This is a genomic window from Streptomyces sp. NRRL S-455 (assembly GCF_000717875.1).
Taxonomy (GTDB): domain Bacteria; phylum Actinomycetota; class Actinomycetes; order Streptomycetales; family Streptomycetaceae; genus Streptomyces.
On the sequence record NZ_JOCT01000001.1, the window covers coordinates 1 to 18,247 of the forward strand.

The 18,247-nt window shown below is 72.9% G+C and carries 19 protein-coding genes; 9 read left to right on the forward strand and 10 right to left on the reverse strand.

All coding sequences use genetic code 11. The features are described 5' to 3' along the window. The first annotated feature begins 308 nt into the window (after positions 1–308). Positions 309–1,946, forward strand: coding sequence for a PucR family transcriptional regulator (locus IE97_RS0100010; RefSeq protein WP_030147042.1), 1,638 nt, complete (start codon positions 309–311; stop codon positions 1,944–1,946). Positions 1,947–1,959: 13 nt separating this feature from the next. Here IE97_RS0100010 and paaE read toward each other — a convergent pair whose 3' ends face one another. The 5 genes from paaE to paaA are packed head-to-tail and all read right to left on the reverse strand — an operon-like array spanning position 1,960 to position 5,698. Further along, positions 1,960–3,075: a 1,2-phenylacetyl-CoA epoxidase subunit PaaE gene (paaE, locus tag IE97_RS0100015; protein ID WP_234310386.1), complete on the reverse strand. Its 1,116-nt coding sequence runs from the start codon at positions 3,073–3,075 to the stop codon at positions 1,960–1,962. After that, positions 3,075–3,590 carry a 1,2-phenylacetyl-CoA epoxidase subunit PaaD gene (paaD, locus tag IE97_RS0100020; protein ID WP_030147044.1) on the reverse strand — a complete coding sequence of 172 codons (516 nt, stop codon included), beginning with the start codon at positions 3,588–3,590 and terminating at the stop codon, positions 3,075–3,077. The genes paaE and paaD overlap by 1 nt, the downstream gene beginning before the upstream one ends. Continuing rightward, positions 3,584–4,411 (reverse strand): 1,2-phenylacetyl-CoA epoxidase subunit PaaC, encoded by an 828-nt coding sequence (gene paaC, locus IE97_RS0100025; protein WP_030147045.1) that lies wholly within the window; start codon positions 4,409–4,411, stop codon positions 3,584–3,586. Before paaC ends, paaD begins: the two co-directional genes overlap by 7 nt. A 10-nt stretch (positions 4,412–4,421) precedes the next feature. Then, the gene (paaB, locus tag IE97_RS0100030) at positions 4,422–4,715 is read right to left on the reverse strand and encodes a 1,2-phenylacetyl-CoA epoxidase subunit PaaB (protein WP_003988149.1); all 294 of its coding nucleotides are present in this window, start codon (positions 4,713–4,715) and stop codon (positions 4,422–4,424) included. Continuing rightward, on the reverse strand, positions 4,712–5,698 hold the full coding sequence (gene paaA / locus IE97_RS0100035) for a 1,2-phenylacetyl-CoA epoxidase subunit PaaA (protein WP_030147046.1): 987 nt from the start codon (positions 5,696–5,698) through the stop codon (positions 4,712–4,714). The genes paaB and paaA overlap by 4 nt, the downstream gene beginning before the upstream one ends. Before the next feature lie 162 nt (positions 5,699–5,860). On the opposite strand from paaA, the gene paaK reads away from it, so the two are divergent. Then, positions 5,861–7,204, forward strand: a complete 1,344-nt coding sequence (gene paaK, locus IE97_RS0100040; protein ID WP_037843808.1) for a phenylacetate--CoA ligase PaaK — start codon at positions 5,861–5,863, stop codon at positions 7,202–7,204. Positions 7,205–7,216: 12 nt separating this feature from the next. On the opposite strand, the gene IE97_RS0100045 is transcribed toward paaK, so the two are convergent. Together IE97_RS0100045 and IE97_RS0100050 are read right to left on the reverse strand one after the other, a co-directional pair. Further along, on the reverse strand, positions 7,217–8,413 hold the full coding sequence (locus tag IE97_RS0100045; RefSeq protein ID WP_078603025.1) for a PP2C family protein-serine/threonine phosphatase: 1,197 nt from the start codon (positions 8,411–8,413) through the stop codon (positions 7,217–7,219). 116 nt (positions 8,414–8,529) lie between these two features. Beyond that, on the reverse strand, positions 8,530–9,288 hold the full coding sequence (locus IE97_RS0100050; protein WP_030147049.1) for an IclR family transcriptional regulator: 759 nt from the start codon (positions 9,286–9,288) through the stop codon (positions 8,530–8,532). Between the two features lie 168 nt (positions 9,289–9,456). Here IE97_RS0100050 and IE97_RS0100055 point away from each other — a divergent pair, with 168 nt between their 5' ends. The 7 genes from IE97_RS0100055 to hypE are packed head-to-tail and all read left to right on the forward strand — an operon-like array spanning position 9,457 to position 17,370. Continuing rightward, entirely contained in the window at positions 9,457–11,199 is a 1,743-nt protein-coding gene (locus IE97_RS0100055) for an enoyl-CoA hydratase-related protein (protein ID WP_030147050.1), read from the forward strand. Continuing rightward, positions 11,196–11,783, forward strand: coding sequence for a hydrogenase maturation protease (locus IE97_RS0100060; RefSeq protein WP_030147051.1), 588 nt, complete (start codon positions 11,196–11,198; stop codon positions 11,781–11,783). Before IE97_RS0100055 ends, IE97_RS0100060 begins: the two co-directional genes overlap by 4 nt. 38 nt (positions 11,784–11,821) lie before the next feature. Further along, a complete protein-coding gene (gene hypB / locus IE97_RS0100065; RefSeq protein ID WP_030147052.1) occupies positions 11,822–12,565 on the forward strand; it encodes a hydrogenase nickel incorporation protein HypB in 744 nt (247 codons plus the stop codon). Then, on the forward strand, positions 12,562–14,883 hold the full coding sequence (gene hypF, locus IE97_RS0100070; RefSeq protein WP_030147053.1) for a carbamoyltransferase HypF: 2,322 nt from the start codon (positions 12,562–12,564) through the stop codon (positions 14,881–14,883). Before hypB ends, hypF begins: the two co-directional genes overlap by 4 nt. 3 nt (positions 14,884–14,886) lie before the next feature. Continuing rightward, positions 14,887–15,168 carry a HypC/HybG/HupF family hydrogenase formation chaperone gene (locus tag IE97_RS0100075; protein WP_030147054.1) on the forward strand — a complete coding sequence of 94 codons (282 nt, stop codon included), beginning with the start codon at positions 14,887–14,889 and terminating at the stop codon, positions 15,166–15,168. Further along, positions 15,165–16,307: a hydrogenase formation protein HypD gene (gene hypD / locus IE97_RS0100080; protein ID WP_030147055.1), complete on the forward strand. Its 1,143-nt coding sequence runs from the start codon at positions 15,165–15,167 to the stop codon at positions 16,305–16,307. Before IE97_RS0100075 ends, hypD begins: the two co-directional genes overlap by 4 nt. Continuing rightward, positions 16,300–17,370, forward strand: a complete 1,071-nt coding sequence (gene hypE / locus IE97_RS0100085) for a hydrogenase expression/formation protein HypE (protein ID WP_030147056.1) — start codon at positions 16,300–16,302, stop codon at positions 17,368–17,370. Before hypD ends, hypE begins: the two co-directional genes overlap by 8 nt. A gap of 52 nt (positions 17,371–17,422) precedes the next feature. Here the strand turns inward: hypE and hypA are convergent, their stop codons facing one another. From hypA to IE97_RS0100100, 3 genes are read right to left on the reverse strand one after another with little or no spacing between them, the layout of a single operon-like run. Further along, on the reverse strand, positions 17,423–17,779 hold the full coding sequence (gene hypA / locus IE97_RS0100090) for a hydrogenase maturation nickel metallochaperone HypA (RefSeq protein ID WP_003988170.1): 357 nt from the start codon (positions 17,777–17,779) through the stop codon (positions 17,423–17,425). A gap of 6 nt (positions 17,780–17,785) precedes the next feature. Further along, positions 17,786–17,983 (reverse strand): hypothetical protein, encoded by a 198-nt coding sequence (locus IE97_RS41870; protein ID WP_030147057.1) that lies wholly within the window; start codon positions 17,981–17,983, stop codon positions 17,786–17,788. A 38-nt stretch (positions 17,984–18,021) separates the two neighbouring features. Beyond that, positions 18,022–18,228, reverse strand: coding sequence for a hypothetical protein (locus tag IE97_RS0100100; RefSeq protein ID WP_030147058.1), 207 nt, complete (start codon positions 18,226–18,228; stop codon positions 18,022–18,024). Between the last annotated feature and the right edge of the window lie 19 nt (positions 18,229–18,247).

Genomic DNA, 18,247 nt, shown 5'->3' on the forward strand with positions numbered 1-18,247 from the left:
GTCCTCATCGTAGAGGTGGATGCCTTCGCCCCGGACCGCGACCACGGGCGTGGCCTGGCGAAGGTGCGGCGACAGTGCGGTCATGTTCGTCTCCCGGCCGTTCGTCGAGGGCTGGTCAGGGTGGCTCCGGTATCCGAGCATCCGAGCCCTCGCGGAACGTGACAACGCGTGATCCGTCCAGCGGGACCGCGATGTTCGGACGTTGTGTCAGGCGGCGAACCCCTCGGGTACCGTCCGCCCCTCCCGTGGACAGCTCTTGCGCAGGTCAGCGCGGCTTGTCAGAGTGACCGGACGAGCAGGGAGACACCGTGAACGAACACCCCCCGGCGGACGACCGGGACTCCGCCCCGGCCGGTCGCGCGCCCACCGTCGCCGATGTCCTCGCCCTGCCCGTCCTGGCCGCCGGGCAGCCCCAGGTGATCACCGGGCTGGACCGCCTGGACCGGCCGGTGCGCTGGGTGCACATCACCGAGCTGACGGACCCCGCGTCCTTCCTCAAGGGCGGCGAGCTCGTGCTGACCACGGGCATGCCGCTGCCGGACGACGCCGCGGGTGTCCGCCGGTACGTCGACGAGCTCACCGACGTGGGAGCGGCCGCCCTGGTCATCGAGCTCGTACGGCGCTACCACCGCCCGCCCGACGCCCTCGTCCAGGCCTGCCGCGCCCGGCGCCTCCCCCTGGTCACCCTCGCCCGGGACGTCAACTTCCTGGAGGTCACCCAGGTCGTCCACGCCCTCATCCTCGGCAGCCAGGCCGACGCGATGCGCCGGACCCAGCGGATCCACGAGGCGTTCACCGCCCTGACCCTGCGCGGCGCGGGGCCGCAGGACGTGGTGCGCGCGGCGGCGGAGATGAGCGGCCGCACGGTCGTCCTGGAGAACCTGGTGCACCAGGCGCTGGTCTGCGAGCCGTCCGGGAGCACGGTCGAGGACGCCCTCGCCGGATGGGAGCGGCGCTCCCGGGCCACCGAACCCGGCGACCACACCGAGGTGGGCGGCCCGGAGGGCTGGCTCACCGCGCCCGTCACCTACCAGGGCGAACGCTGGGGCCGTCTGGTCATGCTCCGGCTCTCCGCGGGAGGGCCGGACTTCGGGCCGGAACACGTCACCGTCCTGGAGCGCACGGCGATGGCGCTGACCGTCGCCCGGCTCATCCACTCCACGCCCTGGGAGCACACGGCCCACCGCACCGCCCTGCGGGAACTGGCGGAGCAGCGCCGCCACTCCCCCGAGGACGCCCGCGCCCGCTGCGCCGCGCTGGGGCTGCCCACCGAGGACAGCCGGTTCGTGGCGATCCTGGTCGACCTGGGCCCGCAGGCGGCGGGCGGTGAGCTGGAGGCCCGGCTGCACCGGGATCTCCGGTCGGCGGGGGTCGCGGCACTCGTCGGCGAGCTCTCCCCCGGCCGTATCGGCGTCCTGCCGGCCCTGCGGCCCGCCCAGCCCTGGCGCCCCGTGGCCGAACGCCTGAGCCGCACCGCCCTGGGCCTGGACCCGGGGGCGATCGTGAGTGCCGGCTCGGAAGTGGCGGACCTCGCCGACACCGCGCGCTCCTTCCGGGAGGCGGCCCGTGTCCTGGAGGCCACCCCGCCCGGCCAGTCCCTCCCCGCCGACCGCTCCTTCCACGAACTGCCGGACGTCGACCTGCGCCGTCTGCTGTACGCCCTGCGCGAGGACACGCGGATCCAGGACTACACCGAGCGCCGGCTGGGCCGGCTCATCGAGCATGACACCCGGCACGGAACCGACCTGCTGACGACGCTCGGCCACTATCTCGACGCGGCCGGCAACAAGACCACCGCGGCCCGCCACGGCGGCCTGTCCAGGGAGACGATGTATCAGCGCCTGCGCACCATCGAGCGCCTCCTCGACACGGACCTCGAGTCCGGCGAAGGGCGCACGGAACTCCACGTCGCGCTCACGGCGTTGCGCGTCCTGCGAACCGGTTGAGTCCCGGCTCGGCTCAGGAGTCGAAGTCCACCGTCAGCGCGTCGGAGACCGGGAAGGACTGGCAGGTGAGGACGTAGCCCGCGTCGACCTCGGCAGGTTCCAGCGCGAAGTTGCGGCGCATGTCGGCCTTGCCGTCGGTGATCAGGGCACGGCAGGTGCCGCAGACGCCGCCCTTGCAGGCGAAGGGGAGGTCGGGGCGGGTCTGCTGGGCGCCTTCCAGGAGGGTGCGTTCCCGGGGCAGGGCGGAGGTGGTGGAACGGCCGTCGAGGGTGACCGTCACCTGGCTGACGGGTCCGGCGGGGCCGGTCTCGGTGTGCCGCACTTCGCGTACGGGCTCGTCGTCAGCGTAGAACAGCTCCTGGTGGACGCGGTCGGGGGGGACGCCGAGGCCGGTCAGGACCTGCTGGGCGGCGCGGACCATGCCGTGCGGCCCGCACAGCCACCAGTGGTCGGCGGACGGTACGTCGACGAGCGCGTCGACGAGTGCGGACAGCCGGTCGGCGTCGAGGCGGCCGGAGAGCACCTCGGCCTCGCGGGGCTCCCGGGAGAGGACGTGGGCGAGCTGGAAGCGCGTCGGGTAGAGGTCCTTGAGGTCGGCCAGTTCGTCGGCGAACATCACGGTGCCGGTGCGGCGGTTGCCGTAGAGGAGGGTGACCGTCGAGCGGGAGTCGGCGGCCAGGACGGACTCGGCGATGGAGACCATGGGCGTGATGCCGGAGCCGGCCGCGATGAGGACGTGGTGGCCGGGCGTACTGAGGTCGGGGGTGAAGGCGCCGGTGGGTGCCATCACCTCGACGGTGTCGCCGGGGCGCAGGTCGTGCACCAGCCAGGAGGAGAACAGTCCGCCGGGTACGACCCGGACGCCGATGCGCGGCGCCGCGCCGGCGGGTGAGCAGATCGAGTACGAGCGGCGCTCGTCCCGGCCGTCGATCTCGCGCCGCAGCGTGAGCGACTGGCCGGGCGCGAAGGCGAACTCCTCGGCCAGCTCGGCCGGGATGTCGAAGCTGACGGCTGCCGCGTCCTCGCACAGCGGCTGTACGGCGGCGACCCGCAGGGGGTGGAAGACCGGGCGTCGGCGGGTGCGTGCGCGTGCCGCCGCGGCGGGGGCCGGCTCCATCAGGTCCTCCATCAGATCTCCTTGAGGTGCTCGAACGGCTCGCGGCAGGCGAGGCAGCGCCACAGGGCCTTGCAGGACGTGGCGCCGAAGCGGGAGGTCTCCTCGGTGTCGGCGGAGCCGCAGCGGGGGCAGGGCACCGAACGGCGGGCCGGCGACAGCACCAGCGGAACCGGACCGGCGGCGCGCGGCTGCCTGGCGCCGGGCGGGGCGATGCCGTGCTCGGCGAGCTTGCGGCGGCCGTCCTCGGTGATCCAGTCGCTGGTCCACGGCGGGTCCAGGACGGTGCGGATCTCCACGCGCGCGTAGCCCGCGGCACGCAGCCGGGCGGCCACGCCGGCCCGCATCTCCGCCATCGCCGGGCATCCCGAGTAGGTCGGGGTGAGACGGGCGACGACCGTCCCGTCCGGGGCGAGGGACACCTCGCGCAGCACCCCGAGGTCGGCCAGGGTGAGCATGGGCAGCTCCGGGTCGGGCACCTGCTCGGCGATGCGCCGGGCCCGTCGGGCGTCCAGCAGCGTCGTCACCATGCCGCCTCCGGATGGGCGCGGGCCACGCCCTGCAACTCGGCCAGCAGCGGGGCGAGATGCTCGGTGTGGTCGCCGGTGCGGCCCGAGCCGGGCAGGGGACGGTAGACGGGCATGGGCAGGCCGGCGGCCTCGGTGACCTGGCGCAGCACGGCGACTACCTCGTCCCGCACGGCGTACGCGGTGAAGAGCTCGCCCAGGTAGGGGGCGACCTGCTCCTGCGCCTTGCGCATCCGGCGGTGCGACTCCTCGGTGCCGTCCCCCAGCCGCACCGCCCACTCGGCCGCGTACTGCCGGTGGTAGGCCAGTTCCTTCACGCCCTTGGCGGCGATCGCGGCGAGCACCGGGTCGCGGTGGGCGGTGAGCCGCTCGAAGTGCGCGAGGCGCCAGCTGGAGAACACCAGCAGCCGCACGACCGTGAAGGCGAAGTCCCCGTTGGGGAGTTCGGCCAGGCGTACGTTGCGGAAATCGCCGGGGTCACGGAAGTAGGCGTAGGCGTCCTCGTCGCGCCCGGTGCCGTCGGCCTGGCCCGCCCGGGAGTAGAGCATGCGGGCCTGGCCGAGCAGGTCGAGCCCGATGTTGGCCAGGGCCACCTCCTCCTCCAGCTCGGGAGCCCGGGTGGTCCACTCGGCCAGCCGCTGCGCCGAGACCAGGGCGTCGTCGGCGAGGGTGACGCACAGGGCGGCCAGTTCACCGGCGTCCACGCCGTCGGGCACGGCGGTGTCCACGCCGTGCAGGGGGTCCTCGAAGCCGGTGCCGTAGGCCCAGCGGGAGTCGTCCTCGTGTCCCTCGGCGAGGGTCAGGTAGACGTGGTCGTCGCTCATGCCCTCTCCTTCAGATGTGCGGGACGTCGTCGGGGATGTCGTAGAAGGTCGGGTGCCGGTAGACCTTGTCGGCGCTGGGCGCGAAGAAGGGGTCCTTCTCGTCGCGCGTGGAGGCGGCGATGTGCTCGGAGCGCACCACCCAGATGCTCACGCCCTCGTTGCGCCGGGTGTACAGGTCGCGGGCGTGGGTGAGCGCCATGCGGTCGTCGGCGGCGTGCAGGGAACCCACGTGGACGTGGTTCAGCCCGCGCTTGCCGCGCACGAACACCTCGTACAGCGGCCAGTTCTGCTTCTCGGCGGTCATGCCACCGCTCCCTTCTCCGCGCGGGCGGCCTGCTTGGCGGCGTGGGCGGTGGCCGCCTCACGCACCCAGGCGCCCTCCTCGTGGGCCGTACGGCGCCGTTCCATCCGCTCGGCGTTGCACGGACCGTCGCCCTTGATGACCCGCATCAGCTCGTCCCAGTCGGGGGTGCCGAAGTCGTGGTGCCCGCGCTCCTCGTTCCAGCGCAGCTCCGGGTCGGGCAGGGTGACGCCGAGCTTCTCGGCCTGCGGGACGGTCATGTCGACGAAGCGCTGCCGCAGTTCGTCGTTGCTGTGCCGCTTGATCTTCCAGGCCATGGACCGCGCGGAGTTCGGCGAGGCGTCGTCGGGCGGGCCGAACATCATCAGCGACGGCCACCACCAGCGGTTCACGGCGTCCTGCACCATCTCCCGCTGCTCGGGGGTGCCGCGCATCATGGTCATCAGCAGCTCGTAGCCCTGCCGCTGATGGAACGACTCCTCCTTGCAGATGCGCACCATGGCGCGGGCGTAGGGGCCGTAGGAGCTGCGGCACAGCGGTACCTGGTTGCAGATCGCCGCCCCGTCCACGAACCAGCCGATGACGCCGACGTCGGCGAAGCTCAGCGTGGGGTAGTTGAAGATCGACGAGTACTTCTGGCGGCCCTCGATCAGCCGGTCGGTCAGGTCCGCGCGGTCGGCGCCCAGCGTCTCCGCCGCCGAGTACAGGTACAGGCCGTGCCCGGCCTCGTCCTGGACCTTCGCGAACAGGATGGCCTTGCGGCGCAGCGACGGCGCCCGGGTGATCCACTCGCCCTCGGGCTGCATGCCGATGATCTCCGAGTGCGCGTGCTGGGCGATCTGCCGGATGAGCGTCTTGCGGTAGCCCTCCGGCATCCAGTCACGCGGCTCGATCCGCTGGTCCCGCGCGATCGTCGCGTCGAAGTGCTGCTGGAGAACCGGCTCCGTGCCGTCCGCCCCCGGGGGGGTGGAGTGTGTCGTGTCCATCCGTCCCACTTCCCAACCGACCATTCGTTCGGTCCATGGTATGACAACCCGACGCGCCTCGGTAAGACCCTCTGACCCTTGACAGGCGCCGAAGCGATTGGATTACCTGACGCGACAGAAGCTAACCGAATGGTCGGTCGGGCTACAAGGTGGTGCACACAAGTGATTCATACCGCTGGTGCCGCGTCGGCCGGGGAGCGGCGGGGCGAGCCTCTCCCCCAGGACCTGCTGGACGACGGTGAGCGCCTGACGCGCGAGGAACTGCGCGAACTCCAGCTCGACCGTCTGCGGCGGAGTCTGCGCCACGCCTACGACAACGTGGAGACGTACCGGAAGAAGTTCGACAAGGCCGGGGTGAGGCCGGAGGACTGCCGCACCCTGGAGGATCTGTCCCGCTTCCCCTTCACGACCAAGGCGGATCTGCGCGACACCTATCCCTTCGGCATGTTCGCGGTCCCCATGGATCAGGTCCGCCGGGTGCACGCCTCCAGCGGCACCACCGGCCGCCCCACGGTCGTCGGCTACACGGAGAGGGACCTGTCGATGTGGGCGGACCTCGTCGCCCGCTCGATCCGGGCCGCCGGCGGACGCCCCGGCCACAAGGTGCACATCTCCTACGGCTACGGCCTGTTCACCGGCGGCCTCGGCGCACACTACGGCGCGGAACGGGCGGGCTGTGTGGTGATCCCGGCCTCCGGCGGCATGACCGCGCGCCAGGTGCAGATCATCCAGGACTTCCGTCCCGAGATCATCATGGTCACCCCGTCCTACCTGCTCACGCTGCTCGACGAGTTCGAGCGGCAGGGCGTCGACCCGCGCTCCACCTCTCTGCGGGTGGGCGTCTTCGGCGCCGAGCCGTGGACGGAGGAGATGCGCCGTGAGATCGAGGAGCGGATGGACATCCACGCCGTCGACATATACGGCCTGTCGGAAGTGATCGGCCCGGGTGTCGCTCAGGAGTGCGTGGAGACCAAGGACGGCCTGCACGTGTGGGAGGACCACTTCTATCCCGAGATCGTCGACCCGGTCACCGGTGAGGTGCTGCCCGAGGGCGCGGAGGGCGAGCTGGTCTTCACGTCCCTGACCAAGGAGGCCCTGCCGGTCGTCCGCTACCGCACCCGCGATCTGACCCGGCTGCTGCCCGGCACGGCCCGGCCGGCCTTCCGCCGCATCCAGAAGATCACCGGCCGCTGCGACGACATGATCATCCTGCGCGGGGTGAACGTCTTCCCCAGCCAGATCGAGGAGATCGTGCTGCGCACGCCCGGTGTCGCCCCGCACTTCCAGATCCAGCTGACCCGGCGCGGCCGCATGGACCACATGACCGTCCGCGTCGAGCCCCGCCCGGACACGCCCGCCGGCCTGCGCGAGGCGGCGGCCAGAGCGATCGCGAAGGGCGTCAAGGACGGCGTCGGCGTGACGGTCGACGTGACGATCGTCGAACCGGAGACGCTGGAGCGCTCCCTCGGCAAGCTCAAGCGGGTCAAGGACCTGCGCGAGCAGTAGCAGCGGTCACGACTAGCGTGCCTCGGGGACCGCGGCGGGAGCGGTCACCTCGGACACCACGGCAGTCTCGGACGCGACCGGCTTCCGGATCAGCAGGAGCGCCGCGTCGTCGTGCAGCCGGCCCCCGACGTGGGCCAGCAGCTCGTCGTGGAGCGCGCTCAGGGTGCGCGCCGGTTCCCGGGTCACGTGGCGCTCCAGGCCTTCGGTGAGCGGATAGAAGGCGCGGCCGTGGTCGCGGGCCTCGGTGACACCGTCGGTGTAGAGCAGCAGCTGGTCGCCCTCGGCGAACGGAAGCTCCTGGAGGCCGGGCGAGTGACCGGCGAGGTCGCGCAGCCCGAGGGGCGGAGACGGCAGATCGGGCTCGACCGGCGTGACCGTCCCGGAGGCGCGCACCAGCAGCGGGGGCGCGTGCCCGCAGTTCACCACCTCCAGATGCCCGTCCGGCGGATACCCGGCGACCACGGCGGTGACGAAGTCGTCGTGGGCGAGGTTGCGCGCCAGACTGCGCTCGATCCTGTCGACCACGGCGAGCAGGTCGGGCTCGTCGTGGGCGGCCTCGCGGAAGACGCCCAGGACCAGCGCGGCGGTCCCCACGGCGGGCAGCCCCTTGCCGCGCACGTCGCCGACGATCAGCCGCACCCCGTGCGGCGTGGGTATCAGGGCGTAGAGGTCTCCGCCGATCCGGGCCTCGGCGGCCGCGGCGCTGTAGCGCACGGCCGCCTGGAAGGGACCGACGTGCGCCGGTACGGGCCGGAGCAGCGCGTGCTGGGCGGTCTCCGCGACCGAGCGGACGGCCGCGAGCACCCGTTCCCGGCGCCCGCGCAGGACGCTGGCCAGGCCGCTCGCGAGGGTGACGGCCACCAGGGCCGACAGTACAGCGGCCAGTTCACGGTCCGGGACGCCGTCCCGGACCCCGAGCAGCGCGCCCAGCACGGTGGCGAGGAGGCCGACACAGACGACACCGCGTGGCCCGTTGGTCGTGGCGGCCAGCGCGGGCCCGACCGCGAGCAGAGGCAGCCAGATCATCCCCGCTCCGCCGGCGAGGTCGACGAGCAGAACGGCGGTGACGATCAGTACGGGCAGGACAGGCGTGCCCGCGGCCAGCTGCGCGAGGGCGCGTCGGCGGGCCGAGGTCCTGGCACCGGCCACTCGGATGCTGGGCGGCCGCACAGGCCCGTGGTCGTCACCGAGGTCTCGCGCATGACTCATGTCCTTGTCCGTATCCCTCACCTGTACACGGGCGCGCGAGGCTTCGAGCACACCCCTGAAATGTCTGACATATCCAGAAAACGGGGTGAGCCGGGGCAGCCGCAAGGAGCGGGATTTCAGATAGTGAGCGAGAGGTTCCGGGTCACCCGGCTCGCGGTCGGGAGCAGCCGCTCACGGATCTCCGGCAGCCGGGAGAGCCGGTTCGCCGGCAGCGAGACGCCGAGGGAACCGATGGTGTCCCCGCTGTAGACGGGGACGGCGACACAGACCGTGCCGAGGGCGTACTCCTCGAGGTCCGTGACGGCCGGGGCCAGGGGCGGGGTCTCCAGGCGCCGGAGCAGTTCCGGCGGGCTGGTGATCGTGCGGGGGGTGAGGTCGGCGAGGTGATGGCGGGCGAGGTATTCCTTGCGGGCCTCGACGTCCATTTCGCGCAGCACGGACTTGCCGAGCGCGGTCGCGTGCCCCGCGTCCTCGAACCCCACCCACAGGTCGACGCGAGGGGTCCCCGGCCCGTCGACGATCTCCGCGACCCGGATCTCACCGTCCTCGTAGAAGGTCAGGTAGGCGGGGCTGGCCAGTTGGTCCCGCAGCGCGGCCAGCGTGGGCCGGACACGGCTGAGCAGCGCCTGGGCACGGCCCGTGCTGCGCAGCGTCTGGACCTTGTCGCCGAGGACGAAGCCCCCGTCGTCCAGTTTCCGCACGTACCCGTCGTGGACGAGCGTCCGGAGCAGGTGGTAGGCGGTTGCCAGGGGCAGGCCGGTCTCGCGTGCCAGTTGTTTCGCCGGCGCGCCGTTCTGGTGCGCGCTCACCGCCTCCAGCAGCCGCATGGCCCGCTGGACGGACGTGATGAGCGTAGGGCCTTCTTGCCCAGCCACAGGACCAGCCTGCGTCAGGCGTCCGGCGAGGGCAAGCGAACCCTACGGCTTCTTCACCGGGGTGCCGCTGACCGCGCCGCCGGACGAGTAGCCCGGAAGCGGATGACGGGCGCGAAACGCCGCGGTGGTTCTTCTCGGCCCTCTCCCCAACGGCGACCATGCCATGTCATGGACATCTTGCTCGTCGCCAGTGCGTTCAACAGCCTGTCCCAGCGTGTCTACGCCGAACTGTCGGACGAGGGGCACCGTGTGGACGTGGTGCTCGCCTCGCACGGCCCCGACGCGGTCCGGGCCGCTGTTCGGGAGGTACGGCCTGAACTGGTCGTCGCCCCGATGCTCAAGTCGGCCCTGCCGGAGGACGTGTGGCGTGAGCACGCCTGCCTGATCGTCCATCCGGGGCCACCCGGCGACCGGGGCCCGTCGTCCCTGGACTGGGCGATCGCCGAGGAGGCGCCCCAGTGGGGGGTGACGGTGCTTCAGGCCGAGGCGGCGATGGACGCCGGCGACATCTGGGCGGACGGGTCCTTCCCGGTGCCGCCCGTCGGCAAGAGCGACATGTACCGCAACGAGGTCTCCGACGCCGCCTCGGCCGCCGTCCTGCTGGCGGTGCGGCGGTTCGCCGACGGATCGTACAAGCCTCGCCCGCAGAGTGATCCCGGGATCGAGGTGGTGTGGCGCGACTTCTTCCGGCAGGAGCAGCGGCGGATCGACTGGGAGAACGACAGCACCCGTACGGTGCTGCGCAAGCTCCGCGGGGCCGACTCCCAACCGGGAGTGCGGGACGAACTCTGCGGCCGGGAGGTCTTCCTGCACGGCGGGCATCCCGAGGACCGGCTGCGGGGGGAGCCCGGGGAGCTGCTCGCGACCCGGTCCGGCGCGGTGTGCCGGGCCACCCGGGACGGAGCCGTGTGGATTCCGGAACTGCGCCCGCGCAAGAACTCCGGAGACCCGGCCCCGTTCCGCCGTCCGGCGGCCTCGGTGCTCGCCGGCTTCCCCGCCCCGCCCGGATCCCACGGCATGCCGGGTTCCAGCGACCGCCCGTACTGGCTGCCCGAGATCGCCGCCCCGCTCGAACTGCCCCCGGACCGCACCACCTGGGCCGACATCCGCTACCGGCAGCGGGGCGACATCGGCTTCCTGACCTTCTCGTTCCCCGGCGGGGCGATGAGCACCACCCACTGCCGCAGGCTGCTCGCCGGCTACCGGTACGCGCTCAGCCGGCCCACGTCGGTGCTGGTGCTCGGCGGCGCCCGTGATTTCTTCTCCAACGGCATCCATCTCAACGTCATCGAGGCGTCGAGTGACCCGGCGGGCGAGTCCTGGTCCAACCTCAACGCCATGAACGACCTGGTGGAGGCGGTGCTGCGCACCACCGACCGGCTGGTGGTCGCGGCCGTCGGCGGCAACGCGGCGGCCGGCGGCGTCATGCTCGCCCTGGCCGCCGACGAGGTCTGGTGCCGCACGGGCAGCGTCCTCAACCCGCACTACCGGAACATGGGCCTGTACGGGTCGGAGTACTGGACGTACTCGCTGCCCCGGCGGGTGGGCGCGGAGACGGCCGAGCGGCTGACGACCGAGGCCCTGCCGGTGAGCGCCGCGACCGCCGAACGGATCGGACTCGTGGACCGTCTGGTACCGGTCCCGGCCCAGGAGTTCCCGGACGAGGTCGAGCGCCTGGCCGCCGGGCTCGCCGACGACCCGGATCTCACCCAGCGGATCACCGCCAAGGCCACGGCACGTCACGCGGACGAGCTCCAGCGGCCCCTCGCCGAGTACCGACGGACCGAACTCGCCCGTATGCGAGCCATCTTCTTCGACCCGCAGGCGCCGTACCACGCGCTGCGCTCGGCCTTCGTCCGCAAGCTTCTGGCCGGCTCCGCCAGGCCGCTGGCCGCCGGAGACGCGCTGTGAGCGCGCGGCTGCTGATCGCGGGCGTCGGCAACATCTTCCTCGCGGACGACGCCTTCGGCCCCGAGGTCATCCGTGCCCTGGAGCGGCGCCCGCTGCCGCCCGAGGTACGGGTGCGGGACTTCGGCATCCGCGGGATGGACCTCGCGTACGCACTGCTCGACGGCTACGACACGGCCGTCCTGGTCGACGCGGCCGTGCGGGGACACGAGCCGGGCACCCTGTCACTCGTCGAGCCCGGACTCCCCGACCGGGCCGCGGGGGGCGCCCCGCCCGAGGCGCACGGCATGGACCCGGCGAAGGTCCTGGCCCTCGCGGCCCACCTGGGTGATGAGCCGCTCCCCCGTGTCCTCGTCCTCGCCTGCGAGCCCGAGCTGCGGGCGCCCGCCGACGAGGACATCGCCCCGGGCATCAGCGCGACCGTGCGCGAGGCGGTCGGGCGGGCGGTCACGGCCCTGCACACGATGGTCCCGGTGCTGCTCGCCGACCCGGCCGCCACGCCCCCGTTGCGCCGCCCGGACGAATCCGCCGCCCCCTCCCCGGCCGGGCTGCCGGGCACGGTGGGCGACGGCGCCGAGGATCGGTAGCGGAACGATTTCCCTACCGACCCCGAGGAGCGGCGCCCATGTGTGAGTCCATGGACGAGGTCACTCAGGCCGTCCTGGCGAGGAACGACGGCCTGGCCGCGGACCTGCGTGACGAGCTCGCCCGGCGCGGGGTGAGCGTGGCCAACCTGCTGTCCAGCCCGGGCAGCGGCAAGACGGAACTGCTCGGGCGGGTGCTGGCCAGGGCTGTGCAGCGGGGCCTTCCGGTGGCCGCGCTCACCGCCGACCTGGCGACGGAGAACGACGCCCACCGGCTGGCCCGTTCGGGAGCTCCGGTGAAGCAGCTGCTCACCGACGGGCTGTGCCACCTGGAGGCGCGGCAGCTGCGCGGGCACGTGGAGAGCTGGCTGCCCGAGGACACCTCGCTGCTCTTCATCGAGAACGTCGGCAATCTCGTCTGCCCGGCGTCCTACGACCTCGGGGAGAGCCTGCGGATCGTGCTCATGGCGGTGACGGAGGGCGAGGACAAGCCGCTGAAGTACCCCACGGCCTTCGGCTCCGCCCATCTGGTGGTGCTGACCAAGACGGACCTGGCCGGGCCCGCCGGATTCGACGAGGCCGCCTTCGACGCACACGTCCAACGGGTCAACCCGGGGGTAGAGGTCCTGCGGTCCTGCGCCCGTACCGGCGCCGGCGTCGACGCCCTGCTGGAGCGGGTGCTCGCCGTACGGGACGGTGCTCCGGTTCACCGTCCTCCTCTGGCACCCCGGCCGCACACCCACACCCACACCCACGAGGACGCCGAAGCCGGCCTCGTCCCGTGACGGCGCCCGTCACACCGGCGGTACGCCGCCGCGTCACCGTGCGCGGTACGGTGCAGGGCGTGGGCTTCCGCCCGTATGTGCACCGCCTGGCCACGGAGCTCGCGCTCTCCGGGTTCGTGAGCAACACGGCGAGCGGGGTCGTCATCGAGGTGGAAGGCCCGCCCGAGGGTGTCGCCGGTTTCTGCGACCGGCTGGCGGCCGAGCCGCCGCCACTGGCCACCGTCACCGGCATCGGGTTCGAGGACCTGCCCGTCATCGGTGCCGACGACACCTTCAGCATCCGCTCCACCGACCGCTCCCCCGGCCGCACCCTCCTCCCGCCGGACACGGCGACCTGCGCGGACTGCCTGCGGGAGCTGAGCGATCCGGCGGACCGTCGGCACCGGCACCCGTTCGTCACCTGCACGCACTGCGGGCCGCGCTTCACGATCGCCACGGGCATGCCCTACGACCGGGCGGTCACGACCATGGCCGACTTCCCGATGTGCGCCGACTGCGCCCGGGAGTACGGCGACCCCGGCGACCGGCGCTTCCACGCCCAGCCCGTGGCCTGCCCCGGCTGCGGCCCCCGGCTCCGCCTGGTGCCCGCCTCCGGCAGCGGTGTCCGCCCGGCGCGGGACGCCGAGGCCCTGACCACGGCGCGGGCGCTGCTGACCGCCGGGCGGATCGTCGCGGTCAAGGGCCTCGGCGGTTACCACCTGGCGTGCGACGCCACCGACGCACGGGCCGTCGACGCGCTGCGCGCCCGCAAGGCCCGCGGCGGCAAACCGTTCGCGGTGATGTGCGCGGACCTCGACACCGTACGGCGGCTCGCGGTGCTCTCCGCGCCCGAGGAGGCCGCCCTCACCAGCCCCCGGCGCCCCATCGTCCTGCTGCGCCGGCGCGCGGACGGGGCGGGCCTCGCGCCCGGCGTCTGCCCCGGCAGTCCGCACCTCGGTGTGATGCTGCCCTACACCCCCGTGCACACCCTGCTGTTCGGCCTGCCCGGCGATCCGCCCGGGCCGCGCGTGCTGGTCATGACGAGCGGCAACCGCTCGGGGGAACCGATCGTCACGGACGACGACGAGGCCCTGACCCGGCTGGCCGGGCTGGCCGACGCCTGGCTCGCCCACGACCGGCCCATCGCCTCGCCCTGCGACGACTCCCTGCTGCGGGTGCGCCCCGACGGCACCGAGCAGGTGCTGCGCCGGTCCCGTGGGTACGTGCCCCGCCCGTTGCGGCTGCCGGTCCCGGTGCGGCCCGCGCTCGCCGTGGGCGGCGACCTGAAGCACGCGCTGTGCCTCGGGGAGGGCGATCACGCCTGGTTCGGTCCGCACATCGGCGACATGGGCGATCTGACGACCCTGGAGGCGGCCGGGCGGGCGGCGGCGCACCTGCGGTCCCTGACCGGCGTCAGCCCCGAGCTCGTCGCCGCCGACCGGCATCCCGGCTACCACTCGGCGAAGTGGGCCGCCCGGTTGACCGAACGCCCCCCTGTGCTGGTCCAGCACCACCACGCGCACGTCGCCGCCACGATGGCCGAGCACGGCCACGACGGGACGGCGCCCGTGCTCGGCGTCGCCTTCGACGGCACGGGGTACGGCGACGACGGCACCGTCTGGGGCGGTGAGCTCCTGCTCGCCGACTACACCGGCCACATCCGCCTGGCCCACCTCACCCCCGCCCCGCTGCCCGGCGGCGACGCGGGCGTGGCCAACCCGTGCCGCCTGGCCCTGGCCCGGCTGTGGTCGGCGGGCCTGCCGTGGGATCCGGACCTGCCCTGTGTCGCCGCCTGCGCACCCGAGGAACTGGGCATTCTCGAGAGACAGTTGACGCGAGGTGTGGCCTGCGTGGCGACCTCCAGCATGGGGCGGCTCTTCGACGCCGTGTCCTCGCTCGTCGGCGTGTGCCATCGCGCGGAGTACGAGGCGCAGGCCGCCCTGGAGCTGGAGGCCGCCGCGACGGCCGCCTGGGACGCCGACACCTCGGCGTACGGCTTCCGCTTCGCCGCCGGTACGTACGACCCGGCCCCGGTGCTGCGGGATCTGGTCACCGATCTGCGGCACGGCACGCCGGCTCCGGTGCTCGCCGCCCGCTTCCACCGTGCCGTGGCACGGGCCGTCGCGGAGATCTGCGGACGGGCACGCCGGGACACCGGTCTGTCCGTCGTCGCCCTCAGCGGCGGGGTGTTCGCCAACGCGCTGCTGGAGGAGGAGTGCGCGCGCCTGCTGTCGCGGGACGGCTTCGCGGTGCTCCGCCACGGCGAAGTCCCCCCGAACGACGGCGGACTGTCCCTCGGCCAGCTGGTGGTCGCGGCGCACCTACGACAAGAGGAGTGACTCATGTGTTTGGCAGTGCCCGGCAAGGTCGTGGCCATCGACGACAGCGCGGACCCGCTCACCGGGCTGGTCGACTTCGGCGGAGTGCAGAAACAGGCGTGCCTGGAGTACGTGCCCGACGTGCGGGTGGGTGAGTACGTCATCGTGCACGTCGGGTTCGCTCTGCAGCGCCTCGACGAGGAGTCGGCCCTGGCCTCGCTGCAGCTGTTCGAGGAACTGGGGCTGCTGGAGGAGGAGTTCGGCGACGCCTGGGAGCAGGCGGCGAAGGAGGCGGGAACGACGTGAAGTACCTCGACGAGTTCAACGACCCGGATCTGGCCCGGCGGCTGCTGGACGAGATCCGTGCCACCGCGACCCGGCCGTGGGCCCTGATGGAGGTGTGCGGCGGGCAGACCCACTCGATCATTCGGCACGGCATCGACCAACTGCTGCCCGAGCAGGTGGAGTTGATCCACGGCCCCGGCTGCCCTGTCTGTGTCACGCCGCTGGAGGTCATCGACAAGGCGCTGGAGATCGCCTCGCGGCCCGAGGTGATCTTCTGTTCCTTCGGGGACATGCTGCGGGTGCCGGGCACCGGCCGCGACCTGTTCCGGGTCAAGGGTGAGGGCGGTGACGTACGCGTGGTGTACTCGCCGCTCGACGCCCTGGAGCTGGCCCGCCGCCACCCCGACCGGGAGGTGGTGTTCTTCGCGATCGGCTTCGAGACCACCGCCCCGGCCAACGCGATGGCCGTGCACCAGGCGCGCCGCCTCGGGCTGGGCAACTTCAGCCTGCTGGTGTCGCATGTGCGGGTGCCCCCGGCCGTCGAGGCGATCATGACGGCGCCGCAGTGCCGGGTGCAGGGGTTCCTGGCCGCCGGGCACGTGTGCAGCGTGATGGGCACGGCGGAGTACCCGGAGCTGACCGAGCGGTTCAAGGTGCCGATGGTGGTGACCGGGTTCGAGCCGCTGGACATCCTGGAGGGTATCCGCCGGGCGGTCCGGCAGCTGGAGCGCGGAGAGCACAAGGTGGAGAACGCCTATCCGCGTGCCGTGCGTGAGGAGGGCAATCCGGCGGCCGTGCGCATGATCGAGGAGGTGTTCGAGGTCACCGACCGGAACTGGCGCGGGATCGGGCGGATCCCGGCCAGTGGCTGGCGGCTGAGCGACGCCTTCCGCGCGTACGACGCCGAGCACCGCTTCGACGTCACCGGGATCCGCACCGAGGAGCCCGCCGAGTGCCGCAGCGGCGAGGTGCTGCAGGGTCTGATCAGGCCGACCGAGTGCGCCGCGTTCGGCACCACCTGCACCCCGCGCACGCCGCTCGGAGCCACCATGGTCTCCAGCGAGGGCGCCTGCGCGGCCTACTACCTGTACCGCCGGATGAACGCCCCTACGCCGCAGGCCGGACGGGCCGCGCGGGAGGAGATGAACCCCGTTGCCTGAACAACTCACCGAGGTCGTCGACCCGGCCGGCTGGACCTGCCCCGCCCCGCTGCGCGACCAGCCGGTCGTGGTGATGGGACACGGCGGCGGGGGCGCGCTGTCGGCCGAGCTGATCGAGCAGGTCTTCACCCCCGCCTACGGAAACCCCATCCTCGCCGGTCTCGCCGACTCCGCCGTACTCGAACTGGGCGGCGCGCGGCTCGCCTTCTCCACCGACTCCTACGTCGTCCGGCCGCTGTTCTTCCCCGGCGGCAGCCTGGGCGACCTGGCGGTCAACGGCACGGTCAACGACCTGGCGATGAGTGGTGCCCGGCCGGCGTATCTGTCCGCCGCCTTCGTCCTGGAAGAGGGCGTGGAGCTGACGGTCGTGGAGCGGATCGCACGCGCCATGGGGGCGGCGGCCGAGGCCGCCGGGGTCACCATCGCCACGGGTGACACCAAGGTGGTGGAGTCCGGGCACGGCGACGGGGTGTACGTCACCACCGCCGGTGTCGGGCTGGTCCCGGACGGGGTGGACATCCGGCCGCAGCGTGCGCGGCCCGGTGACGCCGTGATCGTCAGCGGGCCGATCGGCCTGCACGGGGTGGCGATCATGAGCGTCCGTGAGGGGCTGGAGTTCGGGGTCGAGGTCGCCAGTGACACCGCGCCGCTGGCGGATCTGGTGGGCGCGATGCTGGCCGTCACGCCCGACGTGCATGTGCTGCGCGACCCGACCAGGGGTGGTCTGGCCGCGTCCCTCAACGAGATCGCCCGTGCCTCCGGGACCGGGGTGCGGCTGCAGGAACGTGCCATTCCGGTGCCGGACGCGGTGGCGAACGCCTGCGGGTTCCTCGGTCTGGATCCGCTGTACGTCGCCAACGAGGGCCGGCTGGTCGCGTTCGTGCCCCCGTCGGCGGCGGACGAGGTCCTCGCGGCGATGCGCGCCCATCCGCAGGGCTCCGGGGCCACGGTGATCGGCGAGTGCGTCGCCGAGCATCCCGGCATGGTCGTGGTCGCCACCGGCCTCGGCGGCACGCGGGTCGTGGACCTGCCGCTCGGCGAGCAGTTGCCGCGCATCTGCTGAACCGCGGGCACGCGAAGGGGCCCCGCCGGCGGGTCGGCGGGGCCCCTTCGCGCTACGCCGGGGCCGGTGACGGCTCGATCCCGGCGATCTCCAGCTCCCGGCCGCTGCGCAGGTCGCTGGAGGGCTGGTCGCAGCGCGGGCACCAGAAGAACGGGGGCATGCCCACCGGGAACTCCTCGGCGCACGGGCCGCACCAGGCCTGCGCGGGGACCTGCTCGACCACGAGCCGGGCCCCGGCCAGGGCGGTGCCGTCGCGGGCCACCTCGAAGGCGAAGCCCAGGGCGTCGGGGACGACGCCCGCCAGCTCGCCGACCCGGACGGTCACGGCCGAGACCGCCTCGGTCCCGTCCGCCCGGGCCAGCTCGTCGGCGCGCTCGATGATCGCGGTCGCGATCGACAGCTCGTGCACGGGCTGTCACGGGTAGCGGCGACCGGCGCGGAACCCGCCGGCCATCCGCCAGATCCGCACTTCGCGCCTCAGGCTGGGCAGCTCCCAGGCCAGGAATGCCAGGGCCACACCGCCCACCAGGGCGGCCTCGGTCATCAGCACCCGCTGCCCGTTCATCCCGCCCCGCCTGCGCGCGACGGGTCTGCGTACTCGTTGGACCTTCATTGCGGCGACTCCCTGCTTGGTCTGTCTCGTCACGGCCTTCATCCCGGCGAGATGTTCGGCATGGACTCCACGAGGGCGTCATGCCGCTTCCAGTGGATCCCCGTGGAGCGGCGCGCGTCGGCGGTGCCGTCCGGGTGGTGCCCCTTCTGCTTCTCGTACCGTCCCCTGTTGCCCTGGTGCATGCCGACGACGTGCCCGGGGGTGTCGGGCTTCGCCTGGGGCCGGCCCACTCTGATGTTGCCCATGGGGTGCTCTCCTTCCTCG